The organism is Ferrimonas futtsuensis DSM 18154, from assembly GCF_000422645.1.
GTDB classification, from domain to species: domain Bacteria; phylum Pseudomonadota; class Gammaproteobacteria; order Enterobacterales; family Shewanellaceae; genus Ferrimonas; species Ferrimonas futtsuensis.
Window position 1 is genome coordinate 225,965 of the sequence record NZ_AUGL01000007.1, and the last position, 19,655, is coordinate 245,619.

15 protein-coding genes are annotated in these 19,655 nt (G+C 57.8%); 9 read left to right on the forward strand and 6 right to left on the reverse strand.

Annotation, left to right across the window (positions count from 1 at the left end; translation table 11 throughout):
- Positions 1-11: 11 nt before the first annotated feature.
- The gene (locus tag G505_RS0106140) at positions 12-2,240 is read right to left on the reverse strand and encodes an ABC transporter permease subunit (RefSeq protein WP_028108775.1); all 2,229 of its coding nucleotides are present in this window, start codon (positions 2,238-2,240) and stop codon (positions 12-14) included.
- A 113-nt stretch (positions 2,241-2,353) separates the two neighbouring features.
- Between G505_RS0106140 and G505_RS0106145 the strand changes: the two genes are divergently transcribed.
- The 3 genes from G505_RS0106145 to ppx all read left to right on the forward strand — a co-directional run bounded on the left by G505_RS0106145 (position 2,354) and on the right by ppx (position 6,505).
- Positions 2,354-2,860 carry a glycine cleavage system transcriptional repressor gene (locus G505_RS0106145; protein WP_028108776.1) on the forward strand — a complete coding sequence of 169 codons (507 nt, stop codon included), beginning with the start codon at positions 2,354-2,356 and terminating at the stop codon, positions 2,858-2,860.
- Positions 2,861-2,942: 82 nt separating this feature from the next.
- The gene (ppk1, locus tag G505_RS0106150; protein WP_028108777.1) at positions 2,943-5,027 is read left to right on the forward strand and encodes a polyphosphate kinase 1; all 2,085 of its coding nucleotides are present in this window, start codon (positions 2,943-2,945) and stop codon (positions 5,025-5,027) included.
- Positions 5,024-6,505: an exopolyphosphatase gene (gene ppx, locus G505_RS0106155; RefSeq protein ID WP_028108778.1), complete on the forward strand. Its 1,482-nt coding sequence runs from the start codon at positions 5,024-5,026 to the stop codon at positions 6,503-6,505. Before ppk1 ends, ppx begins: the two co-directional genes overlap by 4 nt.
- A gap of 57 nt (positions 6,506-6,562) precedes the next feature.
- Here ppx and G505_RS0106160 read toward each other — a convergent pair whose 3' ends face one another.
- The 4 genes from G505_RS0106160 to G505_RS0106175 all read right to left on the reverse strand — a co-directional run bounded on the left by G505_RS0106160 (position 6,563) and on the right by G505_RS0106175 (position 10,790).
- Positions 6,563-7,534, reverse strand: coding sequence for a PstS family phosphate ABC transporter substrate-binding protein (locus G505_RS0106160; protein WP_028108779.1), 972 nt, complete (start codon positions 7,532-7,534; stop codon positions 6,563-6,565).
- 102 nt (positions 7,535-7,636) lie between these two features.
- Positions 7,637-8,938, reverse strand: coding sequence for a phosphate regulon sensor histidine kinase PhoR (gene phoR, locus G505_RS0106165; protein ID WP_028108780.1), 1,302 nt, complete (start codon positions 8,936-8,938; stop codon positions 7,637-7,639).
- A 90-nt stretch (positions 8,939-9,028) separates the two neighbouring features.
- Positions 9,029-9,718 (reverse strand): phosphate regulon transcriptional regulator PhoB, encoded by a 690-nt coding sequence (phoB, locus tag G505_RS0106170; protein ID WP_028108781.1) that lies wholly within the window; start codon positions 9,716-9,718, stop codon positions 9,029-9,031.
- Positions 9,719-9,863: 145 nt separating this feature from the next.
- Entirely contained in the window at positions 9,864-10,790 is a 927-nt protein-coding gene (locus G505_RS0106175) for a porin (protein WP_028108782.1), read from the reverse strand.
- Positions 10,791-11,054: 264 nt separating this feature from the next.
- Here G505_RS0106175 and rdgC point away from each other — a divergent pair, with 264 nt between their 5' ends.
- Entirely contained in the window at positions 11,055-11,969 is a 915-nt protein-coding gene (gene rdgC / locus G505_RS0106180) for a recombination-associated protein RdgC (RefSeq protein ID WP_028108783.1), read from the forward strand.
- A gap of 89 nt (positions 11,970-12,058) precedes the next feature.
- Here rdgC and G505_RS0106185 read toward each other — a convergent pair whose 3' ends face one another.
- Entirely contained in the window at positions 12,059-13,837 is a 1,779-nt protein-coding gene (locus G505_RS0106185; protein WP_035385119.1) for a M61 family metallopeptidase, read from the reverse strand.
- Positions 13,838-14,317: 480 nt separating this feature from the next.
- Here G505_RS0106185 and G505_RS0106190 point away from each other — a divergent pair, with 480 nt between their 5' ends.
- The 5 genes from G505_RS0106190 to G505_RS0106215 all read left to right on the forward strand — a co-directional run.
- Positions 14,318-15,874, forward strand: coding sequence for a GGDEF domain-containing protein (locus G505_RS0106190; RefSeq protein WP_028108785.1), 1,557 nt, complete (start codon positions 14,318-14,320; stop codon positions 15,872-15,874).
- Between the two features lie 242 nt (positions 15,875-16,116).
- On the forward strand, positions 16,117-17,490 hold the full coding sequence (gene ppnN / locus G505_RS0106200) for a nucleotide 5'-monophosphate nucleosidase PpnN (protein WP_028108786.1): 1,374 nt from the start codon (positions 16,117-16,119) through the stop codon (positions 17,488-17,490).
- A complete protein-coding gene (gene xni / locus G505_RS0106205) occupies positions 17,465-18,235 on the forward strand; it encodes a flap endonuclease Xni (RefSeq protein ID WP_035385120.1) in 771 nt (256 codons plus the stop codon). The genes ppnN and xni overlap by 26 nt, the downstream gene beginning before the upstream one ends.
- A 10-nt stretch (positions 18,236-18,245) precedes the next feature.
- Entirely contained in the window at positions 18,246-18,938 is a 693-nt protein-coding gene (locus G505_RS0106210; protein ID WP_028108788.1) for an SDR family oxidoreductase, read from the forward strand.
- Between the two features lie 470 nt (positions 18,939-19,408).
- On the forward strand, positions 19,409-19,655 hold a 247-nt coding region (locus G505_RS0106215), incomplete at its 3' end, for an IS3 family transposase (protein ID WP_028108789.1).

Genomic DNA, 19,655 nt, shown 5'->3' on the forward strand with positions numbered 1-19,655 from the left:
GTTACCTTCCATTACAGGGAGCTGTACTTGTCGCGCAGACGCTGACGGATGAACTCAGCCAGAGTGTTAAAGATAAAGGTGAAGATAAAGAGCACGAAGGCGGTCAGGAACAGCACCCGGTAGTGGGAGCTGCCAATGGCCGATTCCGGCATCTCAACGGCGATGTTGGCGGAGAGGGTGCGCATCCCCTCGAAGATGTTCCACTCCATCAACGGGGTGTTGCCGGTGGCCATCAGCACGATCATGGTTTCACCGACGGCCCGGCCTACCCCCATCATCACCGCGGAGAAGATGCCGGGGCTGGCGGTGAGCATCACCACCCGTACCAGGGTTTGCCACTGAGTGGCTCCCAGGGCCAGAGAGCCATTGATCAGGTGACGAGGCACAGAGAACACCGCGTCCTCGGCGATGGAGAAGATGGTGGGGATCACCGCGAAACCCATGGCGATGCCCACAACCAGGGCATTACGCTGGTCGAAGGTGATGCCCAGTTCGTTGGTGACAAAGCGGCGGGCGTCGCCACCCATAAAGGCGTTTTCCACCACAGGACTGAGCTCGATGGCGCCCCAGCCCACAAACAGCAGCAGGGGAATCAGCATCAACTCGCGCATCTCTCCCAAACGGGAGCTCTGAACGTTTCTGGGCAACATGTTCCAGGCAAAGGCCGCCAGCAGGATGGAGACCGGCAGGGAGAACAGCAGCATGAAGATGCCCGGCAGGTTGTCCTCCACCAGTGGCGCCAGCCACAGCCCCGCCAGGAAGCCCAGAATCACCGTCGGCAGCGCTTCCATGATCTCCACCGTCGGCTTGACGACATTGCGCACCCGGCCAGACATGAAATAGGCGGTGTAGATGGCACCGGCCAGGGCCAGTGGCGTGGCAAACAGCATGGCGTACAGGGCCGCCTTCAGGGTACCGAAGGCCAGCGGCATCAGGCTGAGCTTGGCTTCAAAGTCATCGGACCCTGAAGTGGACTGCCAGACAAACTGAGGCTCGGGGTAGCCTTCGTACCAGACCTTGGTCCACAGGGCGCTCCAGGACACCTCCGGGTGAGCATTCTCCAGTTCGGCAAAGGTCAGGGTATCACCGGCCTGAATCGCCAGGCCGTTGCCCCGGGGGGAGAACGCCATGGCATCAATGGGGATACTGCCCAAAGACTCGTTCAGCAGCTTGTTCTCACTGGTGGTGTAGAACAGTTGCACGTCACCATCCTCGGTGCCGGCCACAAAGCTCTTACGGAAGAACTCGGTCGCCAGTGAGACGGTGGCAGAGCCTGTGTCGAAGTCGCGGATGCGCTGAAAGCGGCGACCGTCTTGCCCGGGAACCTGGAACCATTGGGAGATGACGCCATTGTCGTTGGCCACCATCAGCGAGCTGGCCCCGGCCAACAGTTCGATGTCGGCGATATGGGCGCCACTCTCGGCGGGCTCCAGTACCTGCTCAATGAAGATGTCATCGCCATACTCGACGTTCAGCACGGTGATGCGGTCGCCCGCCAGCAGCATCAGGTTGCGCTGATCCGGGGTGAGAAGCATCTTGCTGACCGGCTCTGCCGGACGCGGCAGCGGGTGATCTTCACGGGTCCACACCACCTCATCGGTGAGGAAATCCACCTCGGCACTGAGGCGGGTCAGATGCAGGGCATCGGACCCGGTATCGCTCCAGATAAAGGTGCTGGCCTCTTCGCCTGAAGCGAACACCAGCTGGTCAATGGCCAGGCCATCACTCAGCTGAATCGCTTCCTGACCCAGGGGATAACGAAGTTGAGGCGTAATGGTACGCACATCGTTGGGGTAACTGATGGCAAAGTCCGGCTGAACCACCCACACTGAACCATTATCAAAGGCCAGAGCCGAGCTGCGCTGAGCCGGATTACTGCGAGCAGAGCCGGTACCGGTGAGGCCAGGCGCGACGGGCACTTGAAGGTCAGTAGTTAGGTCTTTGGAACCCAAAGAAAAAAACTGTACCTTGCCCGAGGACATGATACGGTAAAGATACTCCTTCTGCTCATCGGTTCCCAACTGAACCGTCGCTGCCCCGTCGCTTACACTGGTGGTGTAAACCGGGGTGAAACTGGCCCCCTTGAACACCGGCGCCACAACGTAGAGCAGGTAAAAGAAGATCAGCAGCAGGGCGATCAATACCATAACGCCGCCGGCGCTAACGCCGAACTTTGCCAGCCTGTCCTTGAGAAGGCGCCTGTTGCTGGCACGATATCGGTCAACAATCGTCTGTTCCATCAATAGCCTCGAACAAATGGGAGCAGTCGTTTCTTAAATTGTTGGGGAGTATATGTCGGTTGTATGACACTAGTGTTACACCCCCAGTCACAAAGAGCGCAAAAGGAGCCCCTATGGATAAATGGATCGCCAGTGTAATCGGTGAGGATTACCCTGGAATTACCGAGACACTCGCCCAGATTCTCAAGGACAACGAAGCCAATTGGCTGGATGCCAGTTTGCGGCGGGTGGGTGACCGCTACGCCGGCATCATAGAGATGGAGCTCCCCAAGGAGAACTCCGAGGCGCTGAAACGGCGGTTGGCGGATGTGCCTAAACTCAGCATCGAACTGCAAAGGGTCTCGCCCAAGCCTCAGCCATCCCTGCAGTTCCAGGTGGAGGTGATCGGCAACGATCGTCCCGGCATCGTTGCTGCGGTCACTCAGATCCTCAAAGCCAACCGGGCCAACATCGAACAGCTGGAGAGCGATCTGGATACCGCCAACCATACCGGTGTCCCTCTGTTCCGCCTCAACATCCTTCTGGCCGCCCCGGATGAGGCCAGCCTCGATACAATCGAACAGGAGCTGTTCACCCTGGGTGACGACCTGATGGTGGAGTATGAACGCATAGCCAACTAACTGAAAATTCTCTGCTAAGTTTTATATGGATGACACTTTTCTGACAGAGAGTACGCGCAACTGACTTAACAAGGACCCTAAGATGTCTGCGCAAACCAGTTTTCCCTACATTGAGAAAGAGCTCAGTTGGCTGTCCTTTAACGAGCGGGTATTGCAGGAAGCGGCCGATCCCAAGGTACCGGTGATCGAGCGCGTCCGCTTCCTCGGCATCTACTCCAACAATCAGGATGAGTTCTTCCGGGTTCGGGTGGCGGACGTTCGCCGCCAGATCCTGATCGACGAATCCAAGGGGCGCGGGCAAAGAGCCCGGAATCTGCTGGCAGCAATCAACGATAAGGTACTGGAACTTCAAGCCAAATTTGATGAGATCTACAAGCAGTTGCTGCTGGATCTGGCTCGCCGCAACCTCTTCCTGGTCAACGAAACCCAGCTCTCCCCAGAACAGGGCCGCTGGCTGAAAAAGCACTTCCGCGACAAGATTCGGCGTCACATCGTGCCGCTGATCATCACCGACGACACCAACATCTCCCGTACCCTGAATGACGGCACCACCTATCTGGTCACCGCCATCCGCAAGGGTGAGCAGGTCACCCACAGCCTGATCGAAGTGCCCACCGCCCAGGTGCCCCGCTTCGTTCAACTGCCGACAGAGGGCAGCAAGAAGAAAAAGACACTGATCCTGCTGGACAACATCATCCGTTACTGCCTGGCAGAGGTGTTCACCGGTTTCTTCGAGTTCGACACCGTAGAGTGCTACTCCATTAAACTGACCCGGGACGCCGAGTATGATCTGTCCGATGAAATTGAGATGAGCCTGTTGGAAAAAATGTCTTCCGGACTGAAGCAGAGGCTGACCGCCGAGCCGGTCAGCTTCGTCTATGACAGGGAGATGCCCCAGACCATGCTGGAGATGCTTCAGCAGAAGCTGGGCATCACCGCCGCCAACGCCATGATCCCGGGAGGGCGCTACCACAGCTTTCGCGACTTCATCGCCTTCCCCAACCCGGGACGGGGCTACCTGGAAAACCCCAAGGTTCCGGCCCTGCGCAGCAACCAGTTTACCGCCCACCCCAACACCTTTGCGGCGATTCGTGCCAGGGATATTCTGCTCTACTACCCCTATCATGCCTTCAGTCATGTGACCGAGATGCTGCGCCAGGCGGCCTTTGACCCTGCGGTGCGCTCCATCAGAATCAACATCTATCGGGTGGCCAAAAACTCCCAGATTGTTCACTCCCTCATTGAGGCGGTGAAAAACGGCAAGGATGTGTCCGTGGTGGTGGAACTGCAGGCCAGGTTCGACGAAGAAGCCAACATCGGCTGGGCCAAATTCCTGACCGATCACGGAGTGCGCATCAACTTCGGCATCCCCACCCTGAAGATCCACTCCAAGCTGATCCTCATCAAGCGCATGGAAAACGGTGAGTTGCGCAATTATGCCCACATCGGCACCGGCAACTTCCACGAAAAAACCGCCAAGATCTATACCGATTTTGCCCTGTTCACCTGCCACGAAGAGATCTGCTTTGAGGTGGAAAACGTGTTTGAATTTATCGAGCACAGTTACAAGAAGTTTCGCTTCAACCATCTGATGGTCTCCCCCAACGACGCCCGGCGAAAACTCTACAGCCTGATCGACAGGGAGATTCAAAACAGGCTGGCGGGTAAGAGCGCCGCCATTACGCTGAAACTCAACAACCTGGTGGACAGCGGCCTGATCAAGAGGCTGTACGATGCGTCCCGAAACGGCGTCAGGGTCAGGTTGATCATCCGCGGCATGTGCTCACTGATCCCCGGTGTCGCCGGCACCTCAGACCACATCGAGGCGATCTCCATCGTCGACCGTTTCCTGGAGCACCCCAGGATCATGGTGTTTGATAACGATGGCGATCCCAAAGTGTACCTCTCCAGTGCAGACTGGATGACCCGCAACATCGACCGGCGCATCGAGGTCGGCTGCCCCATATACGACCCCAGGCTAAAACAGCAGGTGCTGGATATCCTGGCGCTTCAGTTCAAAGACACCACCAAGGCGAGGGTACTGAACCGTGAGCAGAACAACCGGTATGTAAAGCGGGGCAATCGTAAGAAAATCCGTTCACAGATGGCGATCTACGACTATCTGTTCGACCATGAAAAGAGACTGGCACTGAAGATAAACACATGACACCAGCAGAGATCCCCCAGGGCCGCATCCTGGCCGCCATCGATCTGGGCTCAAACAGCTTCCACCTGGGTATTGCCCGGGCACTGGACGGAAGCATCCAACCCATGCACCGCATGAAGCAGCGGGTGCAACTGGCTGAGGATGCCGACGACCAAGGCAACCTCCACCCGGACGCGATGGCGCGAGGACTGGAATGCCTGAGGCAGTTCAGCCTGCGACTGACGGAGATGCGTTTCGACGACATCCGTATTGTGGCGACCTATGCCCTGCGCCAGGCCCCCAACCGTCGGGAATTTATTCGTCAGGCCAGGGAGATTCTCGACCATCCCATCGAGGTGATCTCCGGCCGCGAAGAAGCACGGCTTATCTACACCGGCGTAAGCCAAAACCAGAGCCTGCCCTTCCCGACTCTGGTGATCGACATCGGCGGCGGCAGTACCGAACTGGTCATTGGCCAGGGCCATGAGCCCAGGCAGATGGAGAGCCTGAATATGGGCTGCGTCAGTTACCAGTCCCGCTACTTTGCCGACAGCAAAATCTCCCCAAAACGCATGCGCAAGGCGATACTCGCCGCAGAGCAGCAGCTGGAAAAGCTGCAACAGCGCTACCTGCGTCAGGGGTTTCACGCCGCCATTGGCTGCTCCGGCACCATCAAGGCGATCGCCAGCATTGTCAATGACGGTGACCTCGGCCAGCCCGTGACCCTGAAGCAGCTGGAGAAATTGGCCAGGGGTATGGTGGAGTTTGACCATACGGAGCAGTTGCCCTTCGAGCACCTGGCGGAGCTTAGACGCAAGGTGTTGCCCTCCGGACTGGCGATTCTGATCGCCTGCTTCCGCCAGCTGGAGATCCAACAGATGGAGTTCAGCGAGCACGCCCTTCGGGAGGGGGTACTGAGCGAACTGGCGGATGAAGCCCTGCATCTGGATGTACAAAAGCGCACCATCATCTCTCTGCAGAAACGTTACCAGCTGGACAGGCTCCACAGCGAGCGGATCTACGCCAGTGCCAGCCAGCTCTACCACCAGGCCAAGCTGGGCCCCCAGAAACACCGGCCCTGGCTGCATTTCGCCTCTGCGCTGCATGAGATTGGTCTGCAGATTAATTACCGCGGCATCCACAAGCACGGAGAATACATACTCACCAACAGCAACCTGCCCGGCTTCACCCTGGAAGAGCAGCAGCTGCTGGCCTTCCTGGTACGCTGGCATCGTAAGAAGCTGGCCGACTGCGAGCCCCCCAAGCTGCAATTGATGGACAAAGAAGCCATCCTCGCCCTGCTGCTGCCCCTGCGCCTGTCGGTACTGATGCACCTGGGGCGCCGCCACCATATCCCCCTGCCCCAGATGGAGCTGAAAAAACGCACCCTGAGGCTGACCTTCGGTGACAACCTCAAAGAGGATGACCTGCTTATCGCCGATCTGGAGATGGAAAAATTGCACCTGGAGGAGCTGGGCTGGAATCTGGAGTGGCGCTAGCCGGATACAGGCACAAAAAAGCCGCCTCCCGGCGGCCGTTTCGAAGAACCTGAAGGTTTACAGACTAACGCCCACCTTGGCCAGGTCCTTGGCGGTCACCGTGTTGGGCACGGATACATAGCCATCCTTCTCAACGATGCTCTGGCCCTGCTTGGACAGCACGAATTTCAGAAATTCGCGAGTCATAGGATCCAGGTCCTTGTTGGGGTGCTTGTTCACGTAAACGTACAGATAGCGACTCAGAGGGTAGGTGCCGTTAGCGGCGTTGTCCGTGGTGGCCGCGATGAACTTGCCGCCTTTCTTGGACAGAGGTACCGCTTTCACACCGGCCGTCTTGTAGCCAATACCGGAGTAGCCGATGGCATTGAGGCTGGTGGACACCGACTGTACCACGGACGCAGAACCGGGCTGCTCATTGACACTGGCCTTGAAGTCACCCTTACACAGTGCTTTCTTCTTGAAGTAACCGTAGGTACCGGATACGGAGTTACGGCCGTACAGCTGTATGTCTTTGCCCGCGAAGTTGCCGGTCAGCCCCAGGTCACCCCAACGGGTTACCTCGCGGCCGCCACACTTACGGGTGGAGGAGAAGATGCCGTCAACCTGCTTGATGGTCAGGCCTTCGATGGGGCTGTCTTTGTGGACGAATACCGCCAGGGCGTCGATGGCAACGCGGATGGCGGTGGGCTTGTAGCCGTAGTGCTTAACAAAGGCTTCCTCTTCGTTAGGCTTCATCTTGCGACTCATGGGGCCGAACTGGGAAGTCCCTTCGGTGAGGGCCGGAGGCGCTGTGGAGGAACCCGCGGCCTGAATCTGAGGGTTAACATTGGGATACAGTCGCTTAAACTCTTCAGCCCACAGGGTCATCATATTGGCCAGGGTATCGGAACCCACAGAGGAGAAGTTGCCTGATACGCCGCTGCTCTTCTGATAATCAGGCAGGGCAGGGTCGATGGCCGCAGAAGCAGCAGAGGCGAAAAGGGTTGCTGCGGCAAAGCTCAGTGCACTGGCAAGATGTTTGATTTTCATTTGGATTACTCCGGTATCTTCCGTAGTCGGGTTTCGTGACGGCACTCAGTATCGGCGCTGAAGATGACACTTATGTGACCATGGAGTGACTGGTACATGACACTAAACCTGGACGCGCTGCGGGGAGGCAATCAGGTTGGAGGGGATGGAAAACCCGAAGGTGCTGCCCTCTCCCAAGGTACTTTGAATCTCCAAATGACTGTTGTGGTGATTCAGTGAGTGTTTGACGATCGCCAGCCCCAGGCCACTGCCACCGGTCTGGCGCGAGCGGGCCCGATCCACCCGGTAGAAACGCTCGGTCAGCCTGGGCAGATGCTCGGGGCCAATCCCTTCGCCACTGTCCTTAACCTCAAACCGGGCAACGTCCTCCTGACGATGCCAGCGAACCCGGATCTCTCCGCCCTCCGGCGTATAGTTCACGGCGTTCTGCACCAGGTTGGCGCACGCGCTGCGAATCTGCAACTCATCCCCAAACATGTCCAGAGACGGATCGATGTCGAAGCGGATCCGATGGCGGCCCGCCGACACCGCCTCGGCCTCTTCAGCCACCTGGCGCAATACCTGGTCCATGCTGATCCGCCGGGCCGGATCCACCTCGGTGGAAACCTCGATCTTAGACAGGGTCAACAGCTGGTCCACCAGGCTTTTCATCCGCATGGTCTGATCGGACATCGCCTTGACCTGCTTTTCATCCTGGGCGGGCATCATGCTCATGATCTCCAGATACCCCTGGAGTACGGTCAAGGGAGTCTTGAGTTCGTGTGACACATTGGCCACAAAGTCGCGGCGCATCTGCTCCAGCTGACGCAGTCGGGTCACGTCCCGTGCCAGCAGCAGTTTCTGATTGTCCCCATAGGCCATGATGCGGATCTCCAGCAACCTGGAGTCCGACGCCGCCGACACCATCTCGATGGGATCGTCATAACGGTTACTGTGCAGATACTTGGAAAACTTGGGGTGACGCATCAGGTTGTCGATCCGCTGCCCGGCATCCTGAGGCCAGTGGATCCCCAGGTGCAGCTCCGCCAGTTTGTTACACCAGGCGATCTCCCCCTCGTGTCCCATCACCACCGCCGCATCGGGCAGAGCCTCGGCCCCTTCCCGGAAGCGGGAGAGCAGACGCGCAAGCTGGGAGCGGCGACGACGGTTCTTGCCCTGAAGACGGTAGATGCCATTAAAGATTGGCTCCCAACTGCCGCTGCCATGGGGTGGGGTCAGGCTGCGATCTTTCCACAGCCAGTGAGCCAGACGGGAGAGGTGGCGATAGTGATACCCCAGCAGGACCAGGGCACCCACCAGGAGAAGCAGCAAAAACTGATCCAGCAACAGGCCGAGCACGGCCCACAGGGAGAACCACAGCGCCAGGCGTCCTGCCAGGCGGTAGCCGGAATACTCTTCAAACATTCAATCTGCCTTACACAGAGGTCTAAATACAAAAAAACCCATTGCCATCGATATACGCAGGGCAATGGGTCCTGGGTGCAGGAGGCTTCTCTACACCTTGGTTGAGAAGCGGTATCCCGCTCCTCGAACCGTCTGAATCAGAGCATCGTGCCCCTTGGCCTGAATCGCCTTCCTCAACCGGCGAATGTGAACATCCACGGTGCGATCCTCAACATATACATTGGTTCCCCAAACGTTGTCCAGCAGTTGTTCCCGGCTGTAGACCCGTTCGGGGTGGGTCATAAAGAAGTGCAGCAGACGAAACTCGGTGGGTCCCATATCCAGCTGTTCATCCTCGACGCTGACCCTGTGACTGACCGGGTCCAGCTTGAGGCCGCGAACCTCGATGGACTCCTCCAGTCGAGTGGGGGCACTGCGCCGCAGCACCGCCTTGATGCGGGCAACCAGCTCCTTGGGAGAAAAAGGCTTGGTAATGTAGTCGTCGGCCCCCACCTCCAGACCGCGCACCCTGTCCTCCTCCTCACCACGGGCAGTAAGCATGATGATGGGGATCGGCCGGGTGTGCTCCTGGCTGCGCATCTGCTTAGCCAACTGAATGCCACTGCCACCGGGCAGCATCCAGTCCAGCAGGACCAGATCGGGGAAAGGCTCGACCAGCTTTTGAACTCCCTGTTCAAAATCTTCGGCGCTGACGGTCTGGAAGCCATGTTGCTCCAGGACAAAGGTCAGCATCTCGCGAATGGCTGATTCATCTTCGACGATTAAGATGCGGGCAGTCATTACCTTGCTATGCTCCATCATAAATTGACTGAGGAGAGTATGGGTCAGTGTTATTACAGAAATATGACGTAGCTGAACCAAGAGTCAATTAAAAAGGGGCCTTGCGGCCCCTTTTCAGCAGATCTCTCTGTAAGCATTTTTTGCCTTAGAATTTGTGCTCAAGACCCACGCCGATGTAGTCGTCGGTGCTGGACGCAGACTCCAGGTCACGCTGGGTGTAGTAGGCAAACAGCTTGGTGGGCTTACCCAGCTTATAGTCGGCGCCGATGGAGATGGCGTCCCCCTTGGTGTCCATGTCCTGGAACTGAGCCTTCAGGGTAACGGCATTGAGCTTGTAGGCGCCGCTCACCATGAAGCCGTCGATGCTGTCTTTGCCGGCTTCTTCCTGGTCCTGATACATGGCACCCAGTTTGAAATCACCGATCTTGCCCTGCACCGTGGCACGCAGGATGTTATCGAAGCCCTTCACATCGGTGTCGTAAGCCACAGAGGCGTAGAAGGGCGACTTCTTCAGCTTGGCGTCGCCGTACATGACCGCCAGTGAGAAACCGTCGTCGTCGTTCTTCTGGCTGGCAGACTCTTCAGCCACATAGGTGGCACCGAACTTGAAACCGCCCAGGGAGGGGGTCATGTAGGTAACGGTCTGCTCCATGCGGTTTTCACCTTTGAACAGGTTCTTGATGTCGCCAGCCAGGTCGCCGAACAGGTCAACCTTACCCTGGAATTTCTTCAGCATGGTGTCGTTACGACCCACGGAGAGAGCACCGAAGCCGCCACGCAGACCCACAAACTGGTTACGCGCCTTGAAGTTCTCTTTCACGTCATCACCGGTATCGACTTCGTACTCGATGGTGTAGAAAGCTTCCAGAGAGGGGCTCAGTTCAAAAGCACCCTTAACACCCAGACGAGACGCGTTGGAGTGAACACCCGTGGTGCTCTCGCCCTCTACGTCGAAGCTGTCAACGGTGACGTTCATCTTACCGTAAACAGTCACGGCGTCAGCGGCAGCAGCAGTCATAGGCAGAGCGGCGGCAACCAGGGCGGCAATCAGGGTGGGTTTGATCAGGTTCATCTCAGGTTTCCTTGTCAACAAATTGGGCTGTCTTGTTTTTTGATGGACGCAGTGTACGAGTCGCGCGTGACAGTTTTATTGCGTATTTACAGCGCTATATGACAGTTTTGTTGCAATGGAGTGTCTGCCCTCTGCTTGCGGAGAACCCTATTCACTCCCGTTACTGCAGAACTCTTCGCTTTTCGCCTCGAGCCATCCCTTGCCCGAGAGGAGCGATGCCAATACACTGGCGGGCCATTCCCATCCCATAGTCAGGACAACGCCATGTGGTTTAAGAATTTGCTGCTCTACCGTCTCACCAAGCCCACCCAGTGGGATGCCGATGAGCTGGAACAGCAGCTGGAACCTTTCGTGTTCAAACCCGCCGGCAGCCAGGACATCAGCAAGCTGGGGTTCGTCAAGCCTCTGGGCAAAGTCGGTGACAGCCTGGTGCACAGTGCCCAGGGCAACCTGCTGCTGGCCATCGAGAAGGAGGAGAAGATGCTCCCGGCGGCGGTTATCCGCGAAGAGCTGGAGCAGAAAGTCAGCCTGATCGAGGATGAGCAGGGCCGCAAGGTCACCAAGAAGGAGAAGGACAGCATCAAGGATGAGATCGTCCATACCCTGCTGCCCCGCGCCTTCAGCCGTAAGAGCCGCACCCGGGCACTGATTCTGGCCCCGCTGCAGCTGGTGCTGGTGGAAGCCACCAGCCACACCAAGGCTGAAGAGCTGCTGAGCCTGGTGCGCAAGGCGATCGGCTCTCTGCCCATCGCTCCGGTGAGCATGACCCGCCTGCCCGAGGAATCCATGACCGAGTGGGTTACGCGTGGCCACGTCGGCGACGGATTCACCATGCTGGACGAAGCCACCCTCAAGAGCCCTCTGGAAGACGGTGGCAGCGTAGCCGTCAAGCAGATGGCATTGAACAGTGATGAGGTCACCGCCCACATCGAGCAGGGGCTGGAGGTCACCAAGATCGCCCTGGAGTACCGGGATATCCTCTCCCTGGTGCTGGGTGCGGACCTGTCGGTGAAGCGCCTCAAGTTCAGTGAAGAGATCCGCGATCAGAACAGCGAGTTCGACAAGGAGGAGCTGGCCGCTCGCCTGGATGCTGACTTCGCCCTGATGTGCGGCGAGCTCACCGGCTTCCTGCCCGACCTGTTCGCCGCCCTGGGAGGGGTGGAGCAGGAGAAGGTCTAAGACCCGCTCCAACTCACTGATCATTCAGATGATAAAATTGAGTTAAGCGAATACAGAAAGGGCGGGGATATCCCCGCCCTTTTCTTTTGTTACTTGCCTGTCGAGTCGAAAGGCCAGTCCACTCCGGCCCAGGCTTCAAAGGCTCGCCTCTGGGCGTCGCTGGCGTCGGACACAGGTTGCAGCTTGAGCTTATCCGCTTGCTGAGCGCCGGGTTTAACCTCCAGCTCCATCAGTCGGTCCCGGCGAAACAGGGTCAGAGTCACCTTGTCGCCCAGGGGAAGCTCTGCCAGGCGATCTCGCCACTGGCTGGGCAGCAGACGCATGCCGTTGATGGCTACCAGTTGATCCCCTGTGGTGAGTCCCCCCTGCCAGGCCGCGCCCTCTCGCCTCACATGGGTGACCTTGGCCAGTCCCTTCTCCTCTTTGATCTCCAGCCCAAGGTCGACCCGCCTGGGTTTCTCCTGGGGCGCGCGCTCCAGCCCCAACTGAGTCAGCATGGCATCAAAATCAGGCTGAAAAGGAGAGTCGATGGTCTGTTGCCACCAATCGCTGAAATCGCTGCCGGTCACCACCTTCAGCCCGGCCAGTACATCCTGCTCACCGAAAGATTGGGGCAAACGGTGGTGATCATACAGGTAGCGATGCAGCTGGCGATAGTTGTGCTTGGCGTCGCTGCGGCGAATCATCTCCAGATCCAGGGAGAGGGAGGCCAGGTACCCCTCAGAGTAGATATTGACACTGTGGTTGCGGGCGTAATCGCCTCCAGTCGCAATCCAGTTGTCGAAGCTGGCCTGGGCCACGCTCTGCACCTGGGCGCCAGGCTTGGCTTCACTGCGCTCGATGCGTTTCGCCAAGTCTTCGAGAAACTCCTGCGGGCTGATTAGGCCTGCGCTGAGCAGCAGCTGCTTCTGGAAGTAGCTGGTGGAGCCCTCCGCCAGCCACAGCAAACGGGTGTAGTTCTCACCCTGGTAGTCATAGGGCACCAGCCCCTGGGGCCGGTAGGCCTTCACATTCCAGGTGTGGATAAACTCGTGGGACGCCAAGCTGAGGAAGTCCACGTAGTCTTTGCGTTTATGGAAACGGTAACGGGGCCGTTGGATCACCGTGGAGTTCAGGTGTTCGGTGGCACCACTGGCACCGCTGGTGGCGTGCACCATAAACAGATAGCGTTGGAACGGGTAGCCCCCCCACAGCTTGCCCCCTTCGGCCACCAGCTGCTCCAGATCCTCGATGATCTGCGCCTGGTTGTAGTTGCCCTCCCCCCAGAACACCACCTCATAGTCGCGGCCATCCTGGCTGAAACTGTGGCTGCTGTGCTCGCCGGTCTCGATGGGGCTGTCCACCAGCACATCGTAATTATCGGCGGTGAATCGGTGGGGAGCGGGAGACTCCATGCCGGAGACGCTGCGCCAGCTACCGGGCACAGACAGGAACACAGACAGTGGTTCGTCGCGCAACTCAGGGCTGTAGACGAAGGTGGCTGAGGCATCCAGATAGGCATGAGTATCATCGATATGCCGGGTTCGATCCCCCAGTTCATTGGCGTACAGCTGATAGCGAACGCTCACTTGCGTGGTGTCACCCAGAGTGACCGACCAGCGACTGCGATCGACCTTGGTAAAAGGCAACGGACGTCCGTCGGCGTCGGTCACCTCAAGACGACGAATGCCATCCGCCAAAGGCAACAGCTGATAACGGCCAGTGCGCCAATCCGGCAATTGAAACTCGAAGCTGCCGGCCTTCTGCTGAGGGAACTCGGCGGTGATGGTGGCCAGATGGTGCTGAGGCTGGGTCAGCTCGACCCTGTACTGGATCTGGGCCTGGGCCGAGACACTCGCCAGAGCCAGGGTGCCAAGAACAAAACGCATTGATCATCCTTTTTTAACTGATTCTCTTCCTGGTGGGCGCCGGAGTATATCAGCGGCCCGTCCCTGAGGTAGAGTCCGCAACTGTCACTCTTTGTGTCTGACGCCAATAATGGGTGCATATTTATGCAGCCAATGCCCCTTACCCCATGCCGTTCTGCCCTAAGGATAGAAGCTCTGTTACGCAGTTAGTGTTCCCTCGCTAAAACTGAGTTGTCATCTTTCCTTAACATTGGAATCGCCTGTAAATCACAGTCACCACTGGCGAATTGTAACGAGAATGTTATTCAATGAGCGATTTTTCCTGACTTTAGGCCAACAAGAACGACACTGAATTCGCAATAACCAAATTTTAAAAAGGCTTTGGCAAAAGGGCTCTTGCACTTAAAAACAAAGCCGCTACGATACTCATTGAGCCCTCCAAAAAAGAAACCACTTTTAAAACAATCACAGGGCTGAGCGGATTGAAGGTAGCTAACGCGAATGAATATGGTCACTGACGCCAAATCTCAGCTGGAGCATATGCAGAAAAAGCTAGATAAAGTACGTAAAGAGCAGCAGGAGCTCGAAGACGTACGCGCCAAACAGCTTCAGGGACTGATTCAATTCTCCATGCGCCTGGGCCTGTGTTGCAAAGGGCAGAATCTGGAGCTGGACAATCGTCTGGCCAAAATACGTCAGCAGCTTTCCGACCCCAATAATCTCGACAACGCTCTGCCTGAAATGGGCGAACTGAGCCGGGCCCTTCAGACCCAGTACCAGAACACTCAGCGGGAGATCGAGCATAACCAGCAGTCGATTCAACAGCTGGCTCGACAACTCTCCAGCCTCAGCGGCATTCCGGAAAAGCTCAAACGCGAGATCAAGTACTACCAGCAGGATATCCAGAAACCGATCCACACCGTTTGGGAGATCATTCCCCGGGTGGAGCAACTGGTTAAGTACTACGAACAGCTGCTGCAGGAGCGCCTCGCCAAAGAGGATCGCATCCCCACCACCCCCAAACACCGCCAACTGGCCCATGAACTGGCTCAGCTGCTGTCTGAAATTGAGTTTCCCAGCCAGTATGGCGAAGAGATCAACGCCATCAAGGCGATGCTCAGTGGCGACGTCCAGGTCGACCAGCTGCTCGAGGCCTACAGCCAGGTACTGAATATCCTGGTGGCCGAGATGGCCAAGGAGAAGAGCGCTTCTCAACAGTTCCTGGCCGCCATCACCGACTCCCTGACCGTCGTGCGACAGGCCATGGGAGAGAACTGGCAGGCCACCAGCAACAGCTACAAATCCAGTAAGGCGTTCAATCAAAAGCTGAACAGCCACATGGGCCAGTTCAGCGATCAGGTGTCCGACGCCGGCGACCTGCAAACCCTGAAAGCCCAGGTGGTCAACGAGCTGACCTTTATCCGTCAGCAGCTGGCCAAGCGCGATGCCCAGGAGCAGAACGAATTCTTGGCGATGAAGCAGAGCATGCAGAAGATGCAGGCGGAGATAAACAGCCTCACCGCCGAAGCCGCCAGCTACAAAGACAAACTGATTGAACAGCAACGCCTCAATCAAGTGGATGCCCTGACTCAGCTGCCCAATCGCGCCGCCCTGGATGAACAACTCAAGCGCGCCTACCGCCAGTTTAAGCGCTACGGCCATGACCTGTGGGTCACCGTGGCGGATATCGACCGCTTCAAGAGCATCAACGACAACTTTGGCCATACGACAGGGGACAAGACCCTGCAGGTGGTCTCCATGGCACTGAAGAACTCCCTGCGCAAAGAGGAGTTTGTCGCCCGTTACGGCGGTGAGGAGTTTGTGGTTCTGCTGCCCGGCATGGACAGAGAACAGGTCCAGCAGGTGCTGAACCGGATCCGAGAGCGGATCAAAGCGATCCCCTTTAAATTCCGTGATGAACGACTCTCCATTACCGTCTCCATCGGCGCCGCCAAGGTGGGGGCCAATGAGACCATTCAGGAGACCTTCGAGCGCGCCGATGCCGCCCTCTACCGGGCAAAACGCCAGGGGCGTGACAAGGTGGAGATGGACGACTAAGGGATAATTAATCCATAGCGTATTGAAAGATAAAGGCTATCCTAGTTAGACGGGTGGCCTTTTTTTATGGCCCCCTCCAGGACTTGGTGACCTTGGGTGGCAAGAGTTTGGCCAACCCCAAACTGCCCGCAGACACCGCCACCTTGAACACCCTCCAAGCACCTTGGTACCGCAGACGATATCCGTTGATGCAAAGCTACGCAGCCAAGCTCAACGAACCCTAATAACAATAGGAGGTGCCCATGCAGGTACAGATCAGGCCCAGGGGAAGTCTGGTGCAGCTTTCACAGCTGGAAGTGGAGCGGTTGCAGGAGAGCGCCGCCTCGGATCTCTATCAGCTTTACCGCAACTGCTCCCTCGCCGTACTGGCGTCCGGAGCCCACACCGACGACACCACCCAGCTGTTCGCCATGTTCAGCGAATTCAAGATCCGCATCCTGCGGCGGGAGCGCGGCATCAAACTGGAGCTGACCAACCCGCCCCCACAGGCCTTTGTCGATGGCCAGATCATCCGGGGGATCCAGGAACACCTGTTTGCGGTGCTGAGAGACATTCTCTACATCGGCGACCGCCTGGACAGCATCCGCCACATCAACCTGACCAACTCCTACCACATCACCAACGTGGTGTTTGAAACCCTGCGCAATGCCAAGGCCCTGCCCGCCGATGCCGCTCCGGACATGGTGGTGTGCTGGGGTGGCCACAGCATCAGCCGCAGCGAGTTCCAATACACCCGGGAGGTGGGTTACGAGCTGGGCCTCAGAGAATTGAATATCTGCACCGGCTGCGGTCCGGGCGCCATGGAGGGTCCCATGAAGGGCGCCGCCATCTCCCACGCCAAACAGCGGATCAAGGATGGCCGTTTTGTGGGACTGACCGAACCCTCCATCATCGCCGCGGAGCCACCGAATCAGATCGTCAATGAGCTGGTGATCCTACCTGACATCGAGAAGCGTCTGGAGGCCTTTGTCCGCCTCGGCCACGCCATTGTCATCTTCCCCGGCGGCGCCGGTACCATGGAGGAGCTGCTCTACCTCATCGGCATCCTGCTGCACCGGGACAACAACGATCAGCCCATGCCGCTGATTCTGACAGGCCCCGCAGAGAGCGCCGCCTACTTCGAGGAGATCGACCGCTTCATCGCCACCACCCTGGGGGAGGAGGCACAAAAGCTCTACCAGATCATCATCGACGATCCGGAAGAGGTGGCCAAACACCTCAAGCAGAAGATGCCGGTGGTCAAACAGCACAGGCGCCATATGGGCGACGCCTACACCTACAACTGGTCGCTGAAGATTGAACCTGAGTTCCAGCTGCCTTTCGAACCGGACCATGAGAACATGGCCAACCTCAACCTGGTTCCTCAGAAAAACCCGGCCCTGCTGGCCGCGGATCTGCGCCGGGCCTTCTCCGGCATCGTCGCCGGCAACGTGAAGCCGGAGGGGATGGCCCAGATTCGTTCCAAGGGACCATTCCAGCTCTATGGCGATCCCAACATTATGAAAAAGATGGATAAACTGCTCGCGGCCTTTGTCAGCCAGGGTAGAATGAAGCTCGAAGGGGAGTACACCCCATGCTACGAGATTCATAATGTCCGCCAAAGTCCTGCTCATTGACGCCCTCAACCTGGTCCGCCGCATCCATGCGGCGGTGCCCCAGGGAGACAGGGATGCCCTCTACGAGCGTACCCAGGCTGCCTGCCACAAGATGATTCGTTTCCATCGGGTCAGCCATGTGGTCATGGTGTGGGATGGGGAGAACAGCCACGCCTGGCGCCAGGGAATCCACCCGGAATACAAGGCCCACCGGCCAGCCATGCCGGAGGAGCTGGCCCAGACCCTGGCCAACCTCAGACAGGCACTGGACAAGATTGACATCCACTCCATCAGCGTCGAGGGCACCGAGGCGGACGACATTCTGGGCACCCTGGCCAGCAAGATACTCAGCGCCGGTGGCCAGGTGGTGCTCGCCTCCACCGACAAGGGCTTTTTCCAGCTGCATCCTATGGGGGTGACCCAGTGGAATCACTTCGATCAGTGCTGGCTCGATGCCGACTACTGCCTGGAAAGGTTCAACCTGCCGCCGGAGCGGATGCTGGAGTACTGGTCTCTGGCCGGTGACTGTGGCAATGGCATTCCCGGGATCCCCGGCATTGGCGCCAAGACCGCCAGCCGCCTGTTGGCGGAACACCCCATCGCAGAGCTGTTCAAGGAGGGCACGGTCTCCGGCAAGACCGGAGAGAAGCTGCGCGCCGGTTACCCCATGGCACAGCTAAGCTACAAGTTGGCAAAGCTCAGATGTGGGCTTAAGCTGGATACCAGCCTCAACCATTTCAGAATACCCAGAACCCTATCCGGATAAGGACTATCACATGGCCAATCTAACCTTGATCACCGGCGCCAACCGGGGCATCGGCCTCGAATTCTGCCGCCAGTATCTGGCCCATGGCGACACCGTCATCGCCTGCTGTCGCAACCCCGAGCACGCCGACGATCTGCAGCTGCTGTCAGAGCAATACCCCAACCAGCTGGAGCTGGTGGCTCTGGAGCTGGGTGACCCTGAGCAGTTCCACTCACTGGCGGACTACCTGAACGGACGCACCCTGGACAGGCTGATTCTCAACGCCGGCGTCTATGGTCCCAAGGGGTTGCCCTTCGGCGACTACCAGCAAGCGCATTTCGAGCAGGTCATGAAAATCAATGTGGCCGCCCCCATGCTGCTCACCCAAGCCCTGGCAGCCAATCTGGGCCAGGGCAGCAAGCTGGCCCTGCTCTCCTCCAAGATGGGTTCCATCACCGACAACGGCAGTGGCGGCAGTTATGTCTACCGCGCCTCCAAATCGGCGGTCAATGCCATCGGCAAGAGTCTGGCCATCGACCTGCAGGACCGCGGCGTGGCGGTGGCCATCCTCCACCCAGGCTGGGTCCAGACCGACATGGGCGGGCCCAATGCCCTGATCACCACTGAGGTGTCGGTGCGCGGCATGCGTCATGTGGTGGAGCAGCTGAACCTAGTGGACAGCGGCACCTTCTACAACTACGACGGCATCGAACTGCCCTGGTAGCGGTACAGCATATAAATGAGGCCAGAACCCTGGATTTGGCCTCTTCATTAACCTTCCTGATAAACCTCGACTTTCTAACCCATTTTGGCTAGGTATCTAAGACTTTCCTACTGCAGACTGGACTGATATACCTTGGCAACGAACTACAACAAACGGGCTAAGGACAGTCCAGCCAAGCCTCAACCACTGTACATCCATCCAGATAAAGATATACTAGTCTTGTCCATAGACTAAGTAACTCTTATGAAAGAAATAGAGATAAAAGCAGCCCTAGTTGAATACTTAGTCGAGAGCACACCACATGGAGCTCTCGGCTCTGAAGTGCCGTTTCTCTTTGGTAGCCGGAGAGCAGACCTAATTTGCCAAGACGAAGAATCCTGCACTTGCTACGAGATAAAGAGTTGTAGTGGTCTAATGATCCCGGACACCACTTAAGGTGGTAAAGTCACCACCGTAACAAGAGGTGTTCCATGACCAGAAAACGTCGTTCCTTCACGCCCGAGTTCAAGCTCGAGGCTGCCAGTCTAGTACTCGACCAGGGATACTCAGTCCCCGAAGCCAGCCGCTCTCTCGATATCGGTGAGACCATCCTCAGGCGCTGGGTTAAGCAGCTGGAGGAGGAGAGAGGCGGCACCACACCGACAAACAAAGCCCTGACTCCAGAACAGCAGAAGATTCAGGAGCTGGAGGCCCGGATTAACCGTCTTGAGCGAGAGA

Coding starts and splice junctions, on each gene's coding strand:
- G505_RS0106140 (WP_028108775.1), bottom strand. CDS start 2,240: ATGGAACAGACGATTGTTGACCGATATCGTGCCAGCAACAGGCGCCTT.
- G505_RS0106145 (WP_028108776.1), top strand. CDS start 2,354: ATGGATAAATGGATCGCCAGTGTAATCGGTGAGGATTACCCTGGAATT.
- ppk1 (WP_028108777.1), top strand. CDS start 2,943: ATGTCTGCGCAAACCAGTTTTCCCTACATTGAGAAAGAGCTCAGTTGG.
- ppx (WP_028108778.1), top strand. CDS start 5,024: ATGACACCAGCAGAGATCCCCCAGGGCCGCATCCTGGCCGCCATCGAT.
- G505_RS0106160 (WP_028108779.1), bottom strand. CDS start 7,534: ATGAAAATCAAACATCTTGCCAGTGCACTGAGCTTTGCCGCAGCAACC.
- phoR (WP_028108780.1), bottom strand. CDS start 8,938: ATGTTTGAAGAGTATTCCGGCTACCGCCTGGCAGGACGCCTGGCGCTG.
- phoB (WP_028108781.1), bottom strand. CDS start 9,718: ATGACTGCCCGCATCTTAATCGTCGAAGATGAATCAGCCATTCGCGAG.
- G505_RS0106175 (WP_028108782.1), bottom strand. CDS start 10,790: ATGAACCTGATCAAACCCACCCTGATTGCCGCCCTGGTTGCCGCCGCT.
- rdgC (WP_028108783.1), top strand. CDS start 11,055: ATGTGGTTTAAGAATTTGCTGCTCTACCGTCTCACCAAGCCCACCCAG.
- G505_RS0106185 (WP_035385119.1), bottom strand. CDS start 13,837: ATGCGTTTTGTTCTTGGCACCCTGGCTCTGGCGAGTGTCTCGGCCCAG.
- G505_RS0106190 (WP_028108785.1), top strand. CDS start 14,318: ATGAATATGGTCACTGACGCCAAATCTCAGCTGGAGCATATGCAGAAA.
- ppnN (WP_028108786.1), top strand. CDS start 16,117: ATGCAGGTACAGATCAGGCCCAGGGGAAGTCTGGTGCAGCTTTCACAG.
- xni (WP_035385120.1), top strand. CDS start 17,465: ATGTCCGCCAAAGTCCTGCTCATTGACGCCCTCAACCTGGTCCGCCGC.
- G505_RS0106210 (WP_028108788.1), top strand. CDS start 18,246: ATGGCCAATCTAACCTTGATCACCGGCGCCAACCGGGGCATCGGCCTC.